We start from the raw sequence: 17,293 nt of genomic DNA, 5'->3' as shown, positions 1-17,293 counted from the left end.
TGCAATGCGACTCAGATCGCAGGATAAGAACCTGTGCCCTCGGGCCAGGGCGTCAGCAGCTCGAAACCCGTCGAGGTGACTGCCACCATGTGCTCCCACTGCGCTGAAAGTGACATGTCACTGGTCAATACGGTCCAGCCATCCGGCAATGTGCGGGTGCCCGCCTTGCCTGCGTTGATCATCGGCTCGATGGTGAAGACCATGCCTTCCTTGAGTTTCAGGCCTTTGCCCTGCGTACCGTAATGCAGCACCTGAGGCTCTTCATGGTATTTGCGTCCAATGCCGTGCCCGCAGTACTCGCGCACCACGCTGAAACCTTCGCGATGGGCAACGCTCTGGATCGCATATCCAATGTCGCCCAACGTCGCACCCGGACGCACCGCGTGAATGCCTGCACGGGTTGCTTCGTAGGTGGTTTCGACCAGACGCCGGGCCAGCGGACTGACCTCGCCGACCAGATACATGCGACTGGTATCGCCGTACCAGCCATCCTTGATGACGGCCACATCAATGTTGACGATGTCGCCTTCCTTGAGGATGTCCGATGCCGACGGAATGCCATGGCAGACCACCGCATTCGGGGAAATGCAGGTTGTCTTGGTAAAGCCGTGATACCCGACGTTGGCCGGAATCACCTTGAGTTCCTTGACGATGTACTCGTTGCAGATGTCGTCCAGCGCTTCGGTGCTCACGCCTGCCTTGACGTAAGGCGTGATCATCGCAAGCACGTCAGCCGCGAGCCTGCCGGCGATGCGCAACTGAACCAGATCCTGCTCGGTCTTGAGACTGATACCGCCGCTCATGAGGCCGCCTTCGACAGTTCGGTCAGCTTGAAGGATTGAGTCGACAGCACAGTACCGTCAGCGTCTTCGAGACGAATCAGCATCTGACAGATTTCGCTGTAGTCCAACGTTGGATGCAGCTCTGCGAGCATGCCGATGCGCATCCAGTGCTCCGCCTGAGCATTGATGGAACGACTCAGTGCAACACTGGCGCAACGCAGGTCTGCGTGCATGTGTTCGGAAATTTTGACCAGGCCCATGTTTCACCTCACTTTGAATATACGAAGCATATACGTTTCGTATATTCACAAGCAACAGAACAGGTGTATCGAGTGATCAGTCGAGACGCTTGCACAAGGACAACGCCAGCTGGCTGATCGCGCTCTGGTCGACGCAGCTCAGTGATCTGAAGCGCAGGATGATGTCTTTTTCGGCAGCCGAGAGTGAGTCGATGCAGACCGGTAATCTTTTACCGCACAGCACATACAGCACGTCGACTCCTTTCTCGCTCAGCGCCACCAGATAAGTGGAACGCGGCATGCGCTTACCGTTTTCGTATTTGCCCTGGGCATTGGCCTCGACACCACCAATGGCGGCAAATCTGTGTTGCGATAGCCCCAATGCCTGGCGCTCTTCTTTCAGTCGCGCGCCGAAATCTTTCATATGGATGCACCTGAGGCGGAATTGCATCCATCACGATACGCTGCATCCATTAATCATGTTGAGTTATCGGGCTTTATTCACTCGCGCGGTTTTCACGATAGTCACCACCTGCCTGAGCAGCCGCGACGACCATGGAAACCTGCGCCTCGTACGCATTGAACTGGCGCAGTGCTGCGGCCAGAGCCAGAAAATCTTCACGCTGCATTTCGTTGACCGACGTACCGGTGCGAAGCTGATGGGCAACCGGGCTATGCGCTGACTTCAGGGACATGGAACACCTCTTTTTCTTTACTGGTTATGCATACAGTATTTAGATCCAGAGGCTAATACAAGCCCGGTTACGACGAATGGTCATTCTCTGCCAGTGCCTGCAGGCGCATCACATCGCTGGCGTTCATTTCGATGCCATTCGCCATCGATCTGGCTCGCTCGGCGTAACGACGATCACCCGGCATACGCGCCTGACCGACACCATGAAGCTGCTGCACAAGCACCTCGCTACGTTGCGCAAAGGACTGGCCACTGCCCTTGTCGGGATCGATGACAATCATCAACTGGCCGGTCCATGGCGTTTGCGCACCGGGATGCTTCGACCAGTCGAACTCGAACGAAAAGTTTCCGCCGGTCAAACCCGCCGCCAGCAGTTCAACCATCATCGCCAATGCCGAACCCTTGTGCCCGCCAAACGGCAGCAGCGCCCCGCCATCCAGAATCGCCTTGGGGTCACAGGTCGCCTGTCCCTCCCGATCCACCCCCATCCCTTCGGGTAACAGACGGCCTTCACGCGCAGCGATCTGCACATCGCCATGGGCCATGGCACTGGTCGCCAGATCGAAAACCAGTGGCGTTGAATCATGACGAGGTGCTGCGAACGCGATGGGGTTGGTTCCGAACAACGGCTTCTGCGCACCGTGCGGCACAACGCAGGTCATGCTGTTGACCATGCTCAGGGCCACCAGCCCCTGCTCGGCGAACGGCTCGACGTCCGGCCACAGCGCCGCAAAATGATGAGAGTTTCGGATGGCCAGAATCGCAATACCTGCGCTGCGCGCCTTGTCGATCAGCAACGGCCGCGCCGCCGCGAGCGCGGGCTGGGCGAAACCGTTGGCCGCGTCGACCCTCACGAACGCAGGTGCGACATCCTCCACAACCGGCACCGCCTTGCCGTCCACCCAACCGCTGGCCAGCGAAGAAAGATACCCCGGAATGCGAAAGATGCCGTGACTGTGCGAACCGTCCCGCTGGGCGCTGGCGCAGTTTTCAGAAAGAACAGTCGCCACATCCAGCGACGTGCCATGGGCCAGAAAGATTCGTTGCAACAGCTCGGTCAGTTGCGCAAGGGAAAGGGTTCGGGTCGAGTCATCAGGGTGAGCGGCGTGCATCTGGAACTCCGGATCATGACGGTCAGGGCAGGCATTGGGTTGCGATCAAGAGTAGCGCCAAGCGCATTCCAGAAACACTCCCGCAGCCCGATACATCAATGAGAGCAGATCACATTCACGAAGAATTAAGCCGGGATTGATACATCGTAACGGTCCAATGTTCTCTCCCTCTCCTGTCCGGGGGTAGAATGCGCCAGCGGTCAGTAACGGAGAGCCCATGAACGAACCCAGCCTCAGCGAAGCAGAATACGAGCAGATCACCGATGCCGCCGCGCACTGGTGTATGCGACTGCACGCTGACGACTGCTCGCCTGCCGAGCGGAAACTGTTCGATCAGTGGCTCAAGGCTCATCCGCTGCACGCGACCGAGTTCGAGGCAATGCGCGATATCTGGGAGATGTCGGGACAGCTGGATCCGGTCAATCCGCCACCCTCGCCCGTCGTATCGAACACTGCACCAGAGTCCAATGTCTTGCCACGACGCAGGCGCAACTGGCGTCCTCTCGCCGTGGCTGCAACCGTTGCGGCACTGGCTGTACCGGTGGCTGGCTACATCGGCTGGAACCAGGGACTGATTCCCAACGCGTACGAAACCTACACCACGACCAATGCTACTCGTCTCATCACCATGGACGACGGCAGCCGCGTGGAAATGGACCTGGGCACAGAACTGACCTACGCCAATTACAAGGACCGCCGCAGCGTTACCTTGAAAAAAGGCGAAGCATTTTTCGAAGTCAGCCACGACCTCACCCACCCTTTCGTCGTGGACGCCGGCGCAGGAAGCATCAAGGTGACCGGCACGCGCTTCAATGTGTGGACCTATCAGGATCAGGTTCGGGTAACGCTGGTCGAGGGGTCGGTACAGGTCAGCAGCGATCGCTCGCAACCGGACTTCAGCGATCACCTGGACCCCGGTATGCAAGCCACTTACAAAACCGGTGATAACCGCCCCGGCATCAGTCATGTCGCCGCCGACGACACCAGTCTGGCGTGGCGCAACGGCAAGCTGATCTTCAATGATCTGCCGTTGAGCCAGGCATTGCCGATGATCAACCGTTACCTGCAGACGCCGATCCTGCTGGCGGACAATGCCACCGGTGCGATTCGTCTTGGCGGCACTTACAACACCCGAGACATCTCGGGCCTGCTCACGTCACTGCCCAAGGTATTGCCGGTTTATGTGACGCAGAACCAGAACGGAAATCCGGTCCTGAACACACGTGGCACCAACTCACCCAAAGGCTGACTCATGTCCAGAGACGGCGCTGATCTTACATCCTGAAACATCCCTTGCGCCTGAAGTCATCCGTGCTCGACGCCGCTGTTTTCGCGACTTGGTACGCGGTAATCCGGCTCGTCGTGCAACTCTCTGCTATTTTTTTGCGTTCGCACCTGAGGTTTTGCGCCGCTCGTTCGTCTTATAGATGAGATTTTGTTTAAAAGCCTGAAAAGGAATTTGCGCATGTTCAATCGCCAAGGAACAACGACCCGTACGATGCTCAGGCAGACCGCCATTTCTGCGCAGGCGCAGACCCAGGCCCAATCGCCTGCGGCAGAGATCGAGCGTCCGGGCAATGATCACATCCGGCTGCTGCTCAAGAGCTTCGGTCTGCGCACCAGCCTGGTCAGACTCAAGGTGCTGGATGCACTGCTGGTGTCGAACGAAAGCGGTCAGTCGCTCGGCGTGCGAGGCGTGCACAGTCAACTGCTCAGGCTGGACGTGCCGTTGTCATTCCTCAGCGTACGCGAGGTGCTCAAGCGTCTTTGCGATGAAGGCGTCATCCATCTCAACGAGGACAAGACCTACAGTCTGCATCCTCGTGCCATGGAATGGCTGGGCGAATCGAGCAGGTAATCCGGCGGCCCGTGAAGCTCAGCGCCTGACCTTGCGGCGCATGATCCCGTTGAGCACCACCACCAGCACAGCAACGCCGATGGCGATGTACTGGAAGGCCTTCTCGCTGATCACACCGCTGTTCTGCAGGTGCGAGAGGCCCAGCATGATCGCCAGCACACTCAGAGCGATCAGAATCGAGTAAATCAAACGCTGCTTGTTGGTCATTTCGGTTTTCCTGATTACGTCATGAACGGCATCGGCTCTGCGCAAATGCGCGGACATCTTACGCTGATGCATGACCGATGGCATGGACGGAATACGTCCCGGCGACTCACCGCCTCCCCTTTCTATGATCCTGCGTGCAAACATCAATGCGATTGATGTTCGTCATGCCGGATTCGGCGTTGCTGTGAAAAACTCACGTGGTTTAATGCGGGCCTGTTTCAAATCGTTTCCTGTCATTGCCAAGGAGTTTCACATGCCCCATGAAGGCAGCCTGCTGCAGGCCGCAGTGGTATTTCTGTTCGCCGCCGTCATCGCCGTGCCATTGGCCAAGCGCCTGAAGCTGGGTGCCGTGATCGGTTATCTGGCCGCTGGCGTCGTGATCGGCCCATCGGTGCTGGGGTTGATAGGAGATACGGAGAGTGTCAGTCACATTTCGGAACTTGGGGTGGTATTACTGCTGTTCATTATTGGTCTTGAGTTGTCGCCAAAGCGTTTATGGGTGATGCGCAAGGCAGTGTTCGGCGTGGGCACGGCGCAGGTGTTGCTGACCGGCCTGGTCATCGGCGCAGTTGCCCTGGTTGCGTTCGGACAATCGATGAACACCGCGATTGTGCTGGGCCTTGGTCTGGCACTGTCCTCCACGGCTTTCGGCCTGCAGAGTCTGGCCGAGCGTAAGGAACTGAACAGCCCGCATGGGCGTACGGCGTTCGCCATTCTGCTGTTTCAGGACATTGCAGCCATTCCGCTGATCGCGCTGGTGCCATTTCTGGCCGGTGGGGACCATGCGACCAGCACTCAGGAAAGTATCAACCATGGTCTGCGCGTACTGGGCAGCATCGCCATCGTGGTCGTGGGCGGACGTTATCTGCTGCGCCCGGTGTTTCGCATCGTGGCCAAGACCCGCATTCAGGAAGTGTCGACCGCTACTGCGCTGCTGGTGGTAATCGGCACAGCGTGGTTGATGGAACTGGTCGGTGTGTCCATGGCGCTGGGCGCTTTTCTGGCAGGCCTGCTGCTCGCCGACTCCGAATACCGGCACGAGCTGGAAGCCCAGATCGAACCGTTCAAGGGATTGCTGCTGGGGCTGTTCTTCATCAGTGTCGGCATGGGCGCCAACATCGGCCTGCTGTTCAGTGCGCCACTGGTGGTGCTTGGCCTCACGGTGCTGCTGGTCGCAATCAAGCTGCCGTTGTTGTTCATTATTGGCCGCACCGCAGGTGGCCTGAGCAAGCGCAGCGCATTGCGCCTGGGCCTGGTCCTGGCAGCGGGCGGTGAATTTGCCTTCGTGGTGTTCAAGATCGGCAGCGCTCAGGGGCTGTTCGAAGCAGGCCTCTATGACATGCTGGTACTGACCATCACCCTGTCGATGGCGATCACCCCGCTGCTGTTCATCGCACTGGCGCGCTGGATCAAGCCCAAGGCCAAAGTGGTGGAAGTACCGGAAGAGTACCGCGACATCCAGACCGACAAGCCGCGCGTGGTCATCGCCGGCATGGGCCGGATGGGCCAGATCGTTGCGCGTATCCTGCGTGCGCAGAAAATCCCGTTCATTGCCCTGGACACTGCAGTGGAGTCCATCGAATTCTCTCGCAGCTTCGGCAACGTGCCAGTGTTCTACGGCGACCCGTTGCGTCCGGAAATCCTCAGAGCAGCCAAGGTGCAGGACGCCGAGTTTTTCATCATTGCCACCGATGACCCGGACATCAACATCAAGACGGCCGAACTGATCAACAAGCTGTATCCGCACATGAAGATCATCGCTCGTGCCCGCAACCGTCAGCACGTTCACAAGCTGATGGATGCCGGTGCACATGCAGTGCGTGAGACCTTCTACTCAAGCCTTGAAATGTCGCGACAGACCCTGCTGGGGCTGGGCTTGAGCGAAGCGCAGGCCGATGCGCGCATCAGTCGTTTCAAGCGTCACGATGAACAGGTGCTCGCCGCGCAGCACGAGATCTACGACGACGAAGCAAAAGTGCTGCAAACAGCCCGCGAGGCCAGGGTCGAGCTGGCCCAGTTGTTCGAGGCCGACCGGCTCGACGAAGAAGAGGCCGCAAAAGCCTGAGCTACCAGCCACCGCCCAGCGCGCTGTACAGCCCGACCAGCGCCTGGGCTTGAGTGGTTGAACTCTGGACCCACTGTTCCTCGATATCCAACAGGGTGCGCTGCACCGTGAGGACGTTGAGGAAGTCCACCACACCTTCTGTGTATTGCCGCTTGGCGGTATCCAGCGCGATACGGTTCTGGCGCACCGCCTCGTCCAGTTTGCGCTGCTGAAGCTGGCTGGCGTTGTAGAGACTCATGCTGTCGTCGATTTCCTGCCACGCACGCAACACGGTCTGCTGATACGCCAGGGCTGTTTCCTGCTCCTGGGCTTCGCGCAAACGCAACATGCCGCGCAGCCGACCGCCTTCGAAGATCGGCAGGCTCAGTTGTGGGCCGATGCCGAACTGGCGTGAGCCCCAACTGCCGAGGTCAGACAGCTGCAGGGCCTGAAATCCGACATTGCCTGACAGCACGATGCGTGGATAGAAATCGCCTTGTGCGACACCAATGCTCGCGGTTGCCGCATGCAGCCGCGCTTCGGCACGGCGAATGTCCGGGCGGCGCTGCGCCAGCTCGGAAGGCAGGCCGACGGGTACAGTGGCGGGCACGGCACCCATTTCCACGGATTTCTCCAGCTCGCTCTGCAAGGCTCTGGGCGATTGCGCCAGCAACAGGCTCAATGCATTGATCAGCCTGGCCTGTCGCTGCTCAAGTACTGGAAGACGGGACTCGACCGCCGATACCTGCGCAGCGGCTTCAGCCACATCCAGATTGGTCGCCACCCCACTGCCCTGCCTGACCTTCGAAAGCTCCAGGCTGTTGCGGGACAATTGCAGGTTTTGCCGGGTCACGGCGAGGACCGACTGGGTGCCCCGCAGCTGCAGATAGTCCCTGGCTACTTCCGCCTGAAGCGACAGCAAGGCTGCGCGCCGGTCATTGTCTGCAACGTCTACGTTGGCGTCTGCAGCCTCGACTTCGCGCTTGACCCGCCCCCACAGATCCACTTCCCAGCTGGCATTGATGCCGCCGTCCCACTGGCTGAACGCCGCCCTGCCCTCGTTGCCTGATGGGTCGTTCAACCCTTCGGCGCTGTTGCGTTTGCGCTGGTAACCCAGCTTGCCATCCACACTGGGCACTTGCTCGCCGGCGATCACCTGACGCGCCGCCCGGCTTTGCGCCAGTCGCGCCTCCGCCATTTTCAGATCAAGGTTGGAAGCCGCCGCCCGATCAACCAATGATGACAACTGGGGATCACGGAATATCTCCCACCATCGAGCGCTATAAGGGGTGGTATTAATTTGACTGACGGCCTGTTCTCCCTGAATGGGCAACCATTGCACGTCGCTGGTTTGCGGGCGCTGGAAATCCTGTCCGACCTGGCAGCCCGACAGACTCGCCAACAGCACCAGGCTGCTCGCAGCAGCGAGACGGTTCACAAGGCACCCACTGGCTGTTCAGCGGATGGGGATTGCGTGTCGATACTGGCGTCCACCGACATCCCGACCCTCAACCTTGCCGCAAGCGGTTGTCCCGGATCGAGGACGATCTTCACTGGAATGCGCTGCACGACCTTGGTGAAATTACCGGTGGCGTTGTCGGGCCGCACGGCAGCGAAAGTCACGCCGGTGGCAGGGGCAATACTCTGTACGTGAGCCTTGAGGACTTCATCGGGATAGGTGTCAACACGCACCTCGACTGATTGCCCTACGCTCACATGGGTCAGTTGGGTTTCCTGAAAGTTGCCCACCACGTAGGCGTCGGCGAGCGGCACCACTGACAGCAACTTGCTGCCGGGATTGACGTAGTTACCGACGCGCACCGCCCGCTCACCCACGACACCGTCAATGGGCGCAACGATGTGCGTGTAGGACACCTGCAACTGCGCCTGATCACGCGCGGCCCGTGCATGCTTGAGGCCCGCTTCGGCGCTGTGCTGGCGAGCCGTCAGGATGTCGACCTGCTTGCGCTCGGCCACCAGTGACGCACTGGCACTGGCGTGGTTGGCATTGGCTGTGTCGATCCGGTTGCGCGCCTGCTGCGCGTTCTGCACGGTGCCGGCACCTGCACCTGCCAGATGCTCGTAACGGTCGCGTTCCTGCTCGGCAAAGCGCACCGCTGCCGTACTGGCGGTCAACGCGGCCCTGGCCTGATCGATCACCGCAGTCTGACGCTGCAGTAACGCGGTGACCTGCTCCAGCTCCGCCGCTGCGGTCGCTACACCCGCCTCTGCCGAAGCCAGCGCCGTCTGCACATCGCGATCATCAATTACCGCCAGTAATTGCCCTGCCTTGACCGGCTGGTTGTCTTCCACCAGCACCTGGCTGATGAAACCCGACACTTTGGGCGCGACCACCGAATAATCGGCGGTGATGAATGCGTCATTGGTGGCCTGGCGCGTGCTGTCACCGGTCAGTGTGTAGATGCCCAGACCGGCGAGCACGATGGCCGCGCCACACAGGGCCAGGGTCTGTTTTGAAGTCATGCTCATGAAAAAGGTCTCGACAGAAAATCAGTTCGGCGCACGAGGCGGATAGACCCGCGTCGGCATCAGAGGAATCAGCAGAATCAGTCCGGCGGCAAGCCAGCCCATGCAGAAATACAGATCGACACTGGTCAGCACCACGGCCTGCTCGTGCAGACGATGGGTCAGGGAGGCCACCGAATCGTCAGCAGCCAGCCAGGGTGAGTTGCCAAGACGATCAACCAGCACGTTGGAGTGAAAATGCTGGCGCGAGGTGGTCAGGGCTTCCAGCACGCCGGTGGCGATAACCGCCGACAAACCGCGCACGGTGTTGAACCATGAAGACGCAAACGGGCCATCGGGCGGAGCGATCCCGCCAGTCGCCTGCATCAGCAACGGCAGGACCGCCATCGGCTGGGCAATGATCTGCAGCAGTTGCAGGCTGTAGAAGTTGTCGCGAATCCATTCCGAAGTCATTTGCGTCGCCAACCCGCAATACAGCGCGAGCAGGCCAAGTCCGGTCGCCAATACCCAGCGGCAATCGATCCAGCGCACGTTGCACAGCGCCGCCACCAGAGGCAGTGCAAGCAGCTGTGGCAAAGCAACGATCAGCATCAGCGGTGCAGTCTGCAACGGGCGGTAACCGTGCACCTGGGCCAGATAGGACGACGGAATCGAGGCGACCGCAGTCAGGACGATCAGCACACCGCCCAGGGTCAGCAAGGCATGCGACAGGTTTCGACCCGCCAGCAGCTGCAGTTTGAAAAACGGCACCGGGGTGAACCATTCGTTGACCATGAACGCCACCAGCAGCACCAGTCCGCCGCCCAGCAGCCAGCAGATCAGGGTGGACTCGAACCAGTCCAGGCGATTGCCTTGCAGGATGCCGATCACCAGCGCTGCAATGGCAGGCAAACCGAGCAGCACGCCACGCCAGTTGAACGTTCTGAAGCGCTCCAGACGCAACGGGTCCTGAGGAATGCCGTGGGCAATGGCGATCATTGCGACGAGACACGGAGGGATGACCTGCCAGAACGTCCATTGCCAGTTGAAATGCTCGGTCCACAACGCTGCCAGCGGCGTACCCAGACTGGGACCGAAGGTTGCGGTCAGGGCGTACCCGGCCAGCCCGTACAACTTGATGTGCGGCGGTAGAAAGCGCAGCGCGACGGTCATCAGCATGGGTGGCAGACAGCCCGCCGCCAGACCTTGCAGGATCCGCAGGACCAGCAGGCTGGGATAGTTCGGCGCGAACGGGCACAACAGGCCAAGCACGATGAAGGCCGTGATAGCGCCAAGGGTGAACCGTCGCAGCGACAGGCTGACCGCGAACCATGGCGCGAAGGCCATCGCCGCAACCGAGGTCGCCGAATAGGCCGCCACCAGCCAGGTCGCTTCATCGGCACCGATGAACATCGCACCCCGAATGTCGGCCATGGCAATGCGCGTCACGCCCTCGTTGATCCCGGCGACCAGCACCGCCAGCAGCACGCCCAGAAGCCCGATGATCGTCTGCAGGCCGAATACCGCAGGCGCAGGTTTGATGGGCTGGGCAGCCGGGATGACAGGGTCGATGGCGACAAGCGAAGACATGGGCGACGGAATCCAGAGCGAGGGAAGCGCTGGCATTTTAGAAAACGGGGCCACTCAGGAAAATTTACATTTGCACAGCGTATAAGTGCACCGGACGCACGAATGCAGATGCATCCGTGATCTCTGCGTTCATGGATGGCTGGCCGCTGATCAAGCGCCGTTCAGAAAAAGAGAGGCGCTTTCGGGAATGTGACGCGGAGCGTCACGGGCGGCATGCCCACGCGGAGCGATGGGCACGATCAGTGTCGAGGCAGACCTGTTTATAACGATGAGCGCAGAGCGATGGGCACGATCGGGTACAGATGCCAGCCCTCACACTGATCGTTCCTCACGCTCCGCGTGGGAATGCCGCCCAGGACGCTCCGCGTCCGCTCTCGAATGTGGCGCAGATGTGTGCCCAAGCTCCAGCGTTATCCACGTCATGCGCTCGGCTCACTGAATCCTCAGTCTGTGCCGTTTGTGACGCGGAGCGTCACGGGAGGCATGCCAACGCAGAGCGATGGGCACGATCAGTGAGAGTTCGGGAACGTGACGCGACGGCAGGCTCACGCATACGGGCTGTCCCAATACCGTTTGTACATCCCGAGCCTTTTCTTCACGCCTCGGGGCAGGCGCTTTTCCTGCTTGCTGAGTTTGTAGGCCAGCAGCTTGACGGCGTTGCGAACGAAGGACATCGGCCACCAGAGAAAACGTCTGGGGCCAAGGAACGCGAGTTCGGATTTCACGTAGCGCATGCCTTCGCCCGCGATGCCGCCGAAGGTTTCGTAGATCCACGCTTCACGCGACTGGAACACACCAATGTCGAAGTAGCGCCGAAACTCCTCACGCAGGCTGTAGTTGTGCGAATGCCGACAGACCGCCGAGCCTTCGTAGGCCACTTTCCAGCCATCGATCAGCATCTTGGCCGTGACGTACATGTCCTCGGACAGGATCACATGCCGGGGAAATCCGCCGATGGCCAGCAAGGCTTCGCCGCGATAGGCCGCAAACGAATTGGACATGAACGGCGTCTTGATGCCCAGCACGGGCGCGTCTGCAAGGGTCTTGATCTGCGAGGTCGGCGGGTAGTTGAACAGCCGCGCGTGCTGGGCCAGCAGGTTGGCGTTCTTGTGGGGCAATTGCCGCCCGCACACGGCACCGACTTTCGGGTCGGCAAATGGCAGCAGGAGGTTGGCAATTGCATCAACGTCTTCGACGTAGGCGTCCTGAGTCATATAGACGTAAACGTCATACTCGGGGTGCAGATCGACCATCATCTGCCGGGTGCCGCCGTGGTTGAAGTCCTTGCTGTCGATGCACAGCACGTTTGCGCAACGCGCGCGCGCCAGCTCAAGCGTGCCGTCCGACGAACTGGAGTCGACGATCAGCGTGTCGAACGACGCCGTCTGCGTGGCCAGAGAGTCCAGCAGGCGCTCCAGGTCCTTATGTCCGTTGTAGGTCGGGATGACACAAGCCACTCTCAATGACGCCATAACAATACTCCGGGGCGAAAACAGGATGCCCTACTTGTCAGCGTTGTTGAGGGTAGCTCATGCCCGGTCAGCCAGCCACGACGTCAACCCATCACCTCGCTTAGAGGAATGAAGTTGACCCAGTCACCTTCCGCAACCGTGGCGCCTTCACGCACTTCGATCAGCCCGTCAGCCCAGGCCGCGCTACGCAGCACGCCGGAGCTCTGGTTGCGATAGGGAACCGCCCTGCCCTGTTCAAGACGCCCGCGCAGGTACTCGCGACGATTGCCGGGACGCGTCCAGACAAATCCCGCAGGTACTGCAAACTTCAATGGCGTGACATCGAGTACGCCCTGGCGGCGCAACAGATAGGCGCGGGCCAGCAAGGCAAAGGTCACCAGCGTAGAAGCGGGATTGCCCGGCAGGCCGATCACCGGCACACCCCGAAAATGCCCGAACGTCAGCGGCTTGCCTGGCTTGATGGCAAGCTTCCAGAGCGACAGCTCGCCTTCTTCGCGCAGGGCGTGCCCCAGAAAATCCGCCTCGCCCACCGACACACCGCCGGTAGACAGAATCAGGTCGACCTCATACAGGCTCGCCAATGCAGCGCGGGTCTTTGCGAGATCGTCCGGCAGAATTCCGGCATCAACAACATCGCACTGCAGACGCTTCAGCCAACTGCACAACAGCACACGATTGCTGTTATAGATCTGCCCCGGCCCCAGCGGCTGCCCCGGCTCGATCAGTTCGTCGCCAGTGGACAGCACCGCCACGCGCACCTGCCGGACCACGTTCACTTCGGCCAGACCGAGCGACGCAACCAGCCCCAGTTCGATCGGCCCCAGCCGTGTACCGGCCGCCAGCACCGTGTCGCCAATCCGGGTTTCCTGGCCCTGAGGACGAATGTTCTGTTCAGGTTTCAGTGATTCGGTGAAACGCACACGTTGATCATCCAGGACCTCGGCGTTTTCCTGCATCTCGACGCAATCAGCACCCTCAGGCACCGGCGCGCCGGTGAAGATGCGTGCGCAGGTTCCGGGCGCCAGAGGCTCGGGAGCCTGGCCCGCGAAAATACGCTGGCTGACGGGCAAGGGCTCTCCGCGCCAGTCGGCCACGCGCAAGGCGTAGCCATCCATGGCGCTGTTGGACCACGGCGGCAGGTCCAGCGTCGACACCAGATCGGTCGCCAGCACGCGACCTTCGGCATCAGCCAGCCGCACACGCTCATGCTGCGTGATCGGCGCAGCTTCGGCCATCTCCAGCAAACGCGCGATGGCGTCTTCGACAGGCATCAAGGCCTTGGGCTCAACGCTCATGACCGTTCAACCACGGGTCGCGCAGGGCTCGGCCTGCTTGAGGTGCGGAACGAAATTGCACGGACGGAAACGTGAATCCAGCTGTTCAGCCAGAATGCCGTCCCAGGCGGTACGCACGGCGTTGGTGGAGCCTGGCAGGCAGCAGACCAGTGTGCCGTTGGACAGCCCGGCCAGCGCACGCGACTGAATGGTCGAGGTGCCGATGTCCGGCACCGATATCTGCCGAAACAGCTCGCCGAATCCGTCGACCTGCTTGTCCAGCAGACAGGCCACGGCTTCCGGCGTGCTGTCGCGTCCGGTGAAGCCGGTGCCGCCAGTGATCAGTACGACCTGAACCTGCTCATCGGCGATCCAGGTCGCTACCTGAGCGCGGATCTTGTAGAGGTCATCCTTGAGCAGGACGCGCTCGATCAGGCCGTGACCGGCTTCGGTCAAGCGATCGACGAACATCTGGCCCGAGGTATCGGTTTCGCGGGTGCGGGTGTCGCTGACGGTCAGTACAGCGATGTTCAGGGGTACAAAAGGTGTGTCAGCCTTTGCTTTCATGGCCTCGATCCGGTTGTTAAGGAAACAGGCCGGTGTTATATCACAGCACTCCTTTTCACTGCCTGCCGAGTCTCTGATGAACGCCTCTGCCCCATTGCCGCCCTGCTCGATTCTGCTGCTCGCAGGAGGTCGCGGCCAGCGCATGGGCGGGCGCGACAAAGGGCTGATCGAGTGGCAGGGCGAACCGATGATCCAGCACCTGCATCGCCTGACCCGCCCACTGACCGACGACCTGATCATTTCCTGCAATCGCAACCTCGAACGTTACGCCGCTTACGCTGACCGACTGGTTCAGGACAGTGACACTGACTTCAACGGTCCGCTGGCCGGAATACTCGCCGCGCTGCCGCAGGCACAGCATGACGCGCTGCTGGTGCTGCCCTGCGACGTGCCGCTGATCGATAAATCGCTGCTGGACGCGTTGCGCCAATTAGCCGACAGGCACCCGGACAACCCGGTCATGGTGCGTGAAGGTGAACATTGGCAGCCGCTTTTATGTATCATCCCGACCGCCCACGCTGCGACGCTGGAAGCCGCATGGCAGACAGGCGAGCGCAGCCCACGGCGGGCGTTGGCACCCCTGCATCCAGTGGCCCTGCAACTGGACGCCGGAGACCCGAGACTGGCCAACCTGAACACACCCTGTCTGCTGACCGGATCAGATGACAACCGACGCAAGTGACTGTTCATTGAACTTGCGGCGGGTGTATACGTCTTACGGTCAGTTAATCAAGAATCCATCTGGAGACACAGTAATGAAACAACGGACCCTTCCCGCTGCCTTTCTGCTTGCATTGGGCATCGCCTCTTTGGCTGGCTGCGCTTCGCCCACTGTGATCACTCTGAATGATGGTCGTGAAATCCAGTCTGTCGACACTCCGAAGTATGATGAGGACTCGGGCTTCTACGAGTTCAAGCAGCTTGATGGCAAAGAAACCCGCATCAACAAGGATCAGGTACGTACCGTCAAGGATCTGTGATCCTCGCGTGACGTTACTGATATGAAAAAACCCGCCGAGTGCGGGTTTTTTTTCGTCTGCTCGCCTCGCGGCTACCAGTCGAGTTTCAGCTGGCTTTGAAACTTACGCGGCTCGCCAGTGAGCGGATCGTCGAACCGCAGCGCCTTTGCCAGCAGCTTGAGCGGCTGCTGATAGTCATCGACTGCGTCCCTGATCACCTCCGGGTAGAAAGGGTCGTTGCAGATGGCAGCGCCCAGCGCGGCCATGTGTACGCGCAACTGATGTTTCTTGCCCGTCACCGGGTACAGCCCATAGCGCCACAGCGAGTCATTGCGTTCGAGCACCTCGATTCGAGTCTGTGTATTCGCAGGCCCCGATGCTTCCTGCATGCGGAAGAATGGCTCGCCATCGACCAGACGGCTCTCGTGCAGCCGCGGAAAGTCCATCGTAGGCAGCGCAGGCGCAATCGCCTCGTAGAACTTGTCGATACGACGTGTTGGGAACAATGCCTGATACGCCGAACGGGTCTGCCTGTTTGCCGAGAACAGCACCAGCCCGGCGGTATGGCGGTCGATGCGGTGCAGGGGCACCAGATCCGGATTATCCAGACGGTGGATCAGACGACGCAGCAGGGTCTGCTCGACGTATTCGCCCGCAGGCGTGACCGGCAGAAAGTGTGGCTTGTCAGCGACCACCAGATGTTCATCGGCATACAGAATGGTCTCGACGACTGGAATCGGCGTCTCGTTCGGCACTTCGCGAAAATAGTGAATCTTCAGGCCTTCGCGGTAAGCCAGGTCAGCGGTGATGGCCTGGCCGTTGGCATCCAGCACCCGCGACCGGGCGATACGGTCCAGCCACTCTTCGCGGCTGATGGCGGAGAACTTCGCGCACAGGCAGTCCAGCACCGTCGTCCATGGGCCTGCTGGCAGGTACAGCGTGCTGGCTTGCTGGTGAGCGGCGCGAAAAACGGATTCGGACATGCGTGGACTCGTCATCTCTTGAAAGGCTTGAACGGCTATGGCCGCGCATTATCCCTGATCGGGGCGATCACCGCACAGAATCAACACATGGCAATTGATCAGCCACTGCGTCACTATTAACCATCTGGTACATTTTTTGAAACCCTCCCGCCATCGGGCGGCACGACAAAAACAAGAGACATATCGTCATGAGCCACGCTGAATCAACCTCCGTACTCGCCGGCCTGATCGGCTCAGGCATCCAGGCATCACGCACCCCGGCGCTGCACGAACACGAAGGTGACGCGCAGGGCATGCGCTATCTGTATCGCCTGATCGACATCGATGCGCTCAAACTGGACATCAGCGCCCTGCCCCGTCTGATTGAAGGTGCACGTGACTGCGGCTTCACCGGCCTGAACATCACCTTCCCCTGCAAGCAGGCGGTCATTCCGCTTTTGAACGAACTGTCCGAAGAAGCGCGCGGCATCGGCGCAGTCAATACCGTGGTGTTCAAGGACGGTAAGAGCACCGGCCACAACACCGATTGTCTGGGGTTCGCGGAAGGCTTCAAGCGTGGTCTGGACAAGGCGCCACGCCAGCACGTCGTGCAAATGGGTGCAGGCGGCGCGGGCGCTGCGGTGGCTTATGCGTTGTTGAGTGCAGGCGTCGAGCGCTTGAGCGTGTTCGAGGTCGAACCGCAGCGTGCCCAGGGTCTGGTGGACAACCTCACCGCTCATTTCGGCGCGGGCCGTGCGCAGGTTGGTCTGAATCTGCCTGCGGCAATGGCCGAAGCCGACGGCGTGGTCAACACCACACCGGTCGGCATGGCCAAGTTGCCCGGTACACCGCTGCCGGTGGAACTGCTGCGTGCTGCGCAATGGGTCGCGGAAATCATCTACTTTCCACTGGAAACCGAACTGCTCAGGCATGCTCGCGCGCTGGGCTGCCGCACGCTGGACGGCACGACCATGGCCGTGTTTCAGGCCGTCAAAGCCTTCGAGCTGTTCAGCGGCCGGTCAGCGGATGCCGAGCGCATGATGCAGCACTTCCACAGCCTTTAGCGT

The 17,293-nt window shown here is 60.4% G+C and carries 19 protein-coding genes; 6 read left to right on the top strand and 13 right to left on the bottom strand.

Translation table 11 applies throughout. The annotated features are described in order from the left end of the window. Nucleotides 1-11: 11 nt before the first annotated feature. The 5 genes from map to CFBP1590_RS10805 all read right to left on the bottom strand — a co-directional run bounded on the left by map (nt 12) and on the right by CFBP1590_RS10805 (nt 2,827). Nucleotides 12-803, bottom strand: a complete 792-nt coding sequence (map, locus tag CFBP1590_RS10825) for a type I methionyl aminopeptidase (protein WP_004886925.1) — start codon at nt 801-803, stop codon at nt 12-14. Continuing rightward, nucleotides 800-1,042: a ParD-like family protein gene (locus tag CFBP1590_RS10820; RefSeq protein WP_004886923.1), complete on the bottom strand. Its 243-nt coding sequence runs from the start codon at nt 1,040-1,042 to the stop codon at nt 800-802. The genes map and CFBP1590_RS10820 overlap by 4 nt, the downstream gene beginning before the upstream one ends. A gap of 76 nt (nt 1,043-1,118) precedes the next feature. Further along, on the bottom strand, nt 1,119-1,445 hold the full coding sequence (locus CFBP1590_RS10815; protein WP_004886922.1) for a helix-turn-helix domain-containing protein: 327 nt from the start codon (nt 1,443-1,445) through the stop codon (nt 1,119-1,121). A gap of 73 nt (nt 1,446-1,518) precedes the next feature. After that, nucleotides 1,519-1,716, bottom strand: a complete 198-nt coding sequence (locus tag CFBP1590_RS10810) for a hypothetical protein (RefSeq protein WP_029243685.1) — start codon at nt 1,714-1,716, stop codon at nt 1,519-1,521. A gap of 67 nt (nt 1,717-1,783) precedes the next feature. Continuing rightward, nucleotides 1,784-2,827, bottom strand: a complete 1,044-nt coding sequence (locus CFBP1590_RS10805) for an Ldh family oxidoreductase (protein WP_088234995.1) — start codon at nt 2,825-2,827, stop codon at nt 1,784-1,786. A 217-nt stretch (nt 2,828-3,044) separates the two neighbouring features. Between CFBP1590_RS10805 and CFBP1590_RS10800 the strand changes: the two genes are divergently transcribed. Beyond that, nucleotides 3,045-4,076: a FecR family protein gene (locus CFBP1590_RS10800; protein ID WP_029243683.1), complete on the top strand. Its 1,032-nt coding sequence runs from the start codon at nt 3,045-3,047 to the stop codon at nt 4,074-4,076. 216 nt (nt 4,077-4,292) lie between these two features. Then, the gene (locus CFBP1590_RS10795) at nt 4,293-4,685 is read left to right on the top strand and encodes a Fe2+/Zn2+ uptake regulation protein (RefSeq protein WP_029243682.1); all 393 of its coding nucleotides are present in this window, start codon (nt 4,293-4,295) and stop codon (nt 4,683-4,685) included. Between the two features lie 18 nt (nt 4,686-4,703). Here the strand turns inward: CFBP1590_RS10795 and CFBP1590_RS10790 are convergent, their stop codons facing one another. After that, nucleotides 4,704-4,892, bottom strand: a complete 189-nt coding sequence (locus tag CFBP1590_RS10790) for a hypothetical protein (protein ID WP_029243681.1) — start codon at nt 4,890-4,892, stop codon at nt 4,704-4,706. Between the two features lie 253 nt (nt 4,893-5,145). On the opposite strand from CFBP1590_RS10790, the gene CFBP1590_RS10785 reads away from it, so the two are divergent. Then, entirely contained in the window at nt 5,146-6,957 is a 1,812-nt protein-coding gene (locus CFBP1590_RS10785; RefSeq protein WP_004886912.1) for a monovalent cation:proton antiporter-2 (CPA2) family protein, read from the top strand. 1 nt (nt 6,958) lies between these two features. On the opposite strand, the gene CFBP1590_RS10780 is transcribed toward CFBP1590_RS10785, so the two are convergent. The 6 genes from CFBP1590_RS10780 to moaB all read right to left on the bottom strand — a co-directional run bounded on the left by CFBP1590_RS10780 (nt 6,959) and on the right by moaB (nt 14,305). Next, nucleotides 6,959-8,374, bottom strand: coding sequence for an efflux transporter outer membrane subunit (locus tag CFBP1590_RS10780; RefSeq protein ID WP_088234994.1), 1,416 nt, complete (start codon nt 8,372-8,374; stop codon nt 6,959-6,961). Further along, nucleotides 8,371-9,426 (bottom strand): HlyD family secretion protein, encoded by a 1,056-nt coding sequence (locus CFBP1590_RS10775; RefSeq protein ID WP_088234993.1) that lies wholly within the window; start codon nt 9,424-9,426, stop codon nt 8,371-8,373. Before CFBP1590_RS10775 ends, CFBP1590_RS10780 begins: the two co-directional genes overlap by 4 nt. 21 nt (nt 9,427-9,447) lie before the next feature. After that, on the bottom strand, nt 9,448-10,992 hold the full coding sequence (locus CFBP1590_RS10770) for an MFS transporter (protein WP_029243679.1): 1,545 nt from the start codon (nt 10,990-10,992) through the stop codon (nt 9,448-9,450). A gap of 545 nt (nt 10,993-11,537) precedes the next feature. Then, nucleotides 11,538-12,464 (bottom strand): glycosyltransferase family 2 protein, encoded by a 927-nt coding sequence (locus CFBP1590_RS10765; protein WP_029243678.1) that lies wholly within the window; start codon nt 12,462-12,464, stop codon nt 11,538-11,540. An 83-nt stretch (nt 12,465-12,547) separates the two neighbouring features. Further along, a complete protein-coding gene (locus tag CFBP1590_RS10760) occupies nt 12,548-13,759 on the bottom strand; it encodes a molybdopterin molybdotransferase MoeA (protein WP_088234992.1) in 1,212 nt (403 codons plus the stop codon). 6 nt (nt 13,760-13,765) lie between these two features. Further along, nucleotides 13,766-14,305 (bottom strand): molybdenum cofactor biosynthesis protein B, encoded by a 540-nt coding sequence (gene moaB, locus CFBP1590_RS10755; RefSeq protein WP_004885577.1) that lies wholly within the window; start codon nt 14,303-14,305, stop codon nt 13,766-13,768. Nucleotides 14,306-14,381: 76 nt separating this feature from the next. Between moaB and mobA the strand changes: the two genes are divergently transcribed. Both mobA and CFBP1590_RS10745 read left to right on the top strand, forming a co-directional pair. Continuing rightward, entirely contained in the window at nt 14,382-14,987 is a 606-nt protein-coding gene (gene mobA / locus CFBP1590_RS10750) for a molybdenum cofactor guanylyltransferase MobA (protein WP_029243676.1), read from the top strand. A 73-nt stretch (nt 14,988-15,060) separates the two neighbouring features. After that, nucleotides 15,061-15,285 (top strand): YgdI/YgdR family lipoprotein, encoded by a 225-nt coding sequence (locus tag CFBP1590_RS10745; protein WP_004885580.1) that lies wholly within the window; start codon nt 15,061-15,063, stop codon nt 15,283-15,285. 71 nt (nt 15,286-15,356) lie between these two features. Here the strand turns inward: CFBP1590_RS10745 and CFBP1590_RS10740 are convergent, their stop codons facing one another. Then, nucleotides 15,357-16,247, bottom strand: coding sequence for a pseudouridine synthase (locus CFBP1590_RS10740; protein ID WP_029243675.1), 891 nt, complete (start codon nt 16,245-16,247; stop codon nt 15,357-15,359). Between the two features lie 188 nt (nt 16,248-16,435). Here CFBP1590_RS10740 and CFBP1590_RS10735 point away from each other — a divergent pair, with 188 nt between their 5' ends. After that, entirely contained in the window at nt 16,436-17,290 is an 855-nt protein-coding gene (locus tag CFBP1590_RS10735; protein ID WP_029243674.1) for a shikimate dehydrogenase, read from the top strand. The last annotated feature ends 3 nt before the right edge of the window (nt 17,291-17,293 follow it).

This window comes from Pseudomonas viridiflava, from assembly GCF_900184295.1.
Lineage (GTDB): Bacteria > Pseudomonadota > Gammaproteobacteria > Pseudomonadales > Pseudomonadaceae > Aquipseudomonas > Aquipseudomonas viridiflava.
Note: the sequence above shows the minus strand (reverse complement) of the source record. Positions and strands in the feature narration are given on the sequence as shown.

Excerpts from the sequence above, each read along its gene's own strand:
- moaB (WP_004885577.1), bottom strand. The coding sequence starts at position 14,305 with ATGAAAGCAAAGGCTGACACACCTTTTGTACCCCTGAACATCGCTGTA.
- CFBP1590_RS10740 (WP_029243675.1), bottom strand. The coding sequence starts at position 16,247 with ATGTCCGAATCCGTTTTTCGCGCCGCTCACCAGCAAGCCAGCACGCTG.
- CFBP1590_RS10770 (WP_029243679.1), bottom strand. The coding sequence starts at position 10,992 with ATGTCTTCGCTTGTCGCCATCGACCCTGTCATCCCGGCTGCCCAGCCC.
- CFBP1590_RS10735 (WP_029243674.1), top strand. The coding sequence starts at position 16,436 with ATGAGCCACGCTGAATCAACCTCCGTACTCGCCGGCCTGATCGGCTCA.
- CFBP1590_RS10795 (WP_029243682.1), top strand. The coding sequence starts at position 4,293 with ATGTTCAATCGCCAAGGAACAACGACCCGTACGATGCTCAGGCAGACC.
- map (WP_004886925.1), bottom strand. The coding sequence starts at position 803 with ATGAGCGGCGGTATCAGTCTCAAGACCGAGCAGGATCTGGTTCAGTTG.
- CFBP1590_RS10775 (WP_088234993.1), bottom strand. The coding sequence starts at position 9,426 with ATGAGCATGACTTCAAAACAGACCCTGGCCCTGTGTGGCGCGGCCATC.
- CFBP1590_RS10790 (WP_029243681.1), bottom strand. The coding sequence starts at position 4,892 with ATGACCAACAAGCAGCGTTTGATTTACTCGATTCTGATCGCTCTGAGT.
- CFBP1590_RS10820 (WP_004886923.1), bottom strand. The coding sequence starts at position 1,042 with ATGGGCCTGGTCAAAATTTCCGAACACATGCACGCAGACCTGCGTTGC.
- CFBP1590_RS10815 (WP_004886922.1), bottom strand. The coding sequence starts at position 1,445 with ATGAAAGATTTCGGCGCGCGACTGAAAGAAGAGCGCCAGGCATTGGGG.
- mobA (WP_029243676.1), top strand. The coding sequence starts at position 14,382 with ATGAACGCCTCTGCCCCATTGCCGCCCTGCTCGATTCTGCTGCTCGCA.
- CFBP1590_RS10765 (WP_029243678.1), bottom strand. The coding sequence starts at position 12,464 with ATGGCGTCATTGAGAGTGGCTTGTGTCATCCCGACCTACAACGGACAT.
- CFBP1590_RS10745 (WP_004885580.1), top strand. The coding sequence starts at position 15,061 with ATGAAACAACGGACCCTTCCCGCTGCCTTTCTGCTTGCATTGGGCATC.
- CFBP1590_RS10760 (WP_088234992.1), bottom strand. The coding sequence starts at position 13,759 with ATGAGCGTTGAGCCCAAGGCCTTGATGCCTGTCGAAGACGCCATCGCG.
- CFBP1590_RS10800 (WP_029243683.1), top strand. The coding sequence starts at position 3,045 with ATGAACGAACCCAGCCTCAGCGAAGCAGAATACGAGCAGATCACCGAT.
- CFBP1590_RS10785 (WP_004886912.1), top strand. The coding sequence starts at position 5,146 with ATGCCCCATGAAGGCAGCCTGCTGCAGGCCGCAGTGGTATTTCTGTTC.
- CFBP1590_RS10810 (WP_029243685.1), bottom strand. The coding sequence starts at position 1,716 with ATGTCCCTGAAGTCAGCGCATAGCCCGGTTGCCCATCAGCTTCGCACC.
- CFBP1590_RS10805 (WP_088234995.1), bottom strand. The coding sequence starts at position 2,827 with ATGCACGCCGCTCACCCTGATGACTCGACCCGAACCCTTTCCCTTGCG.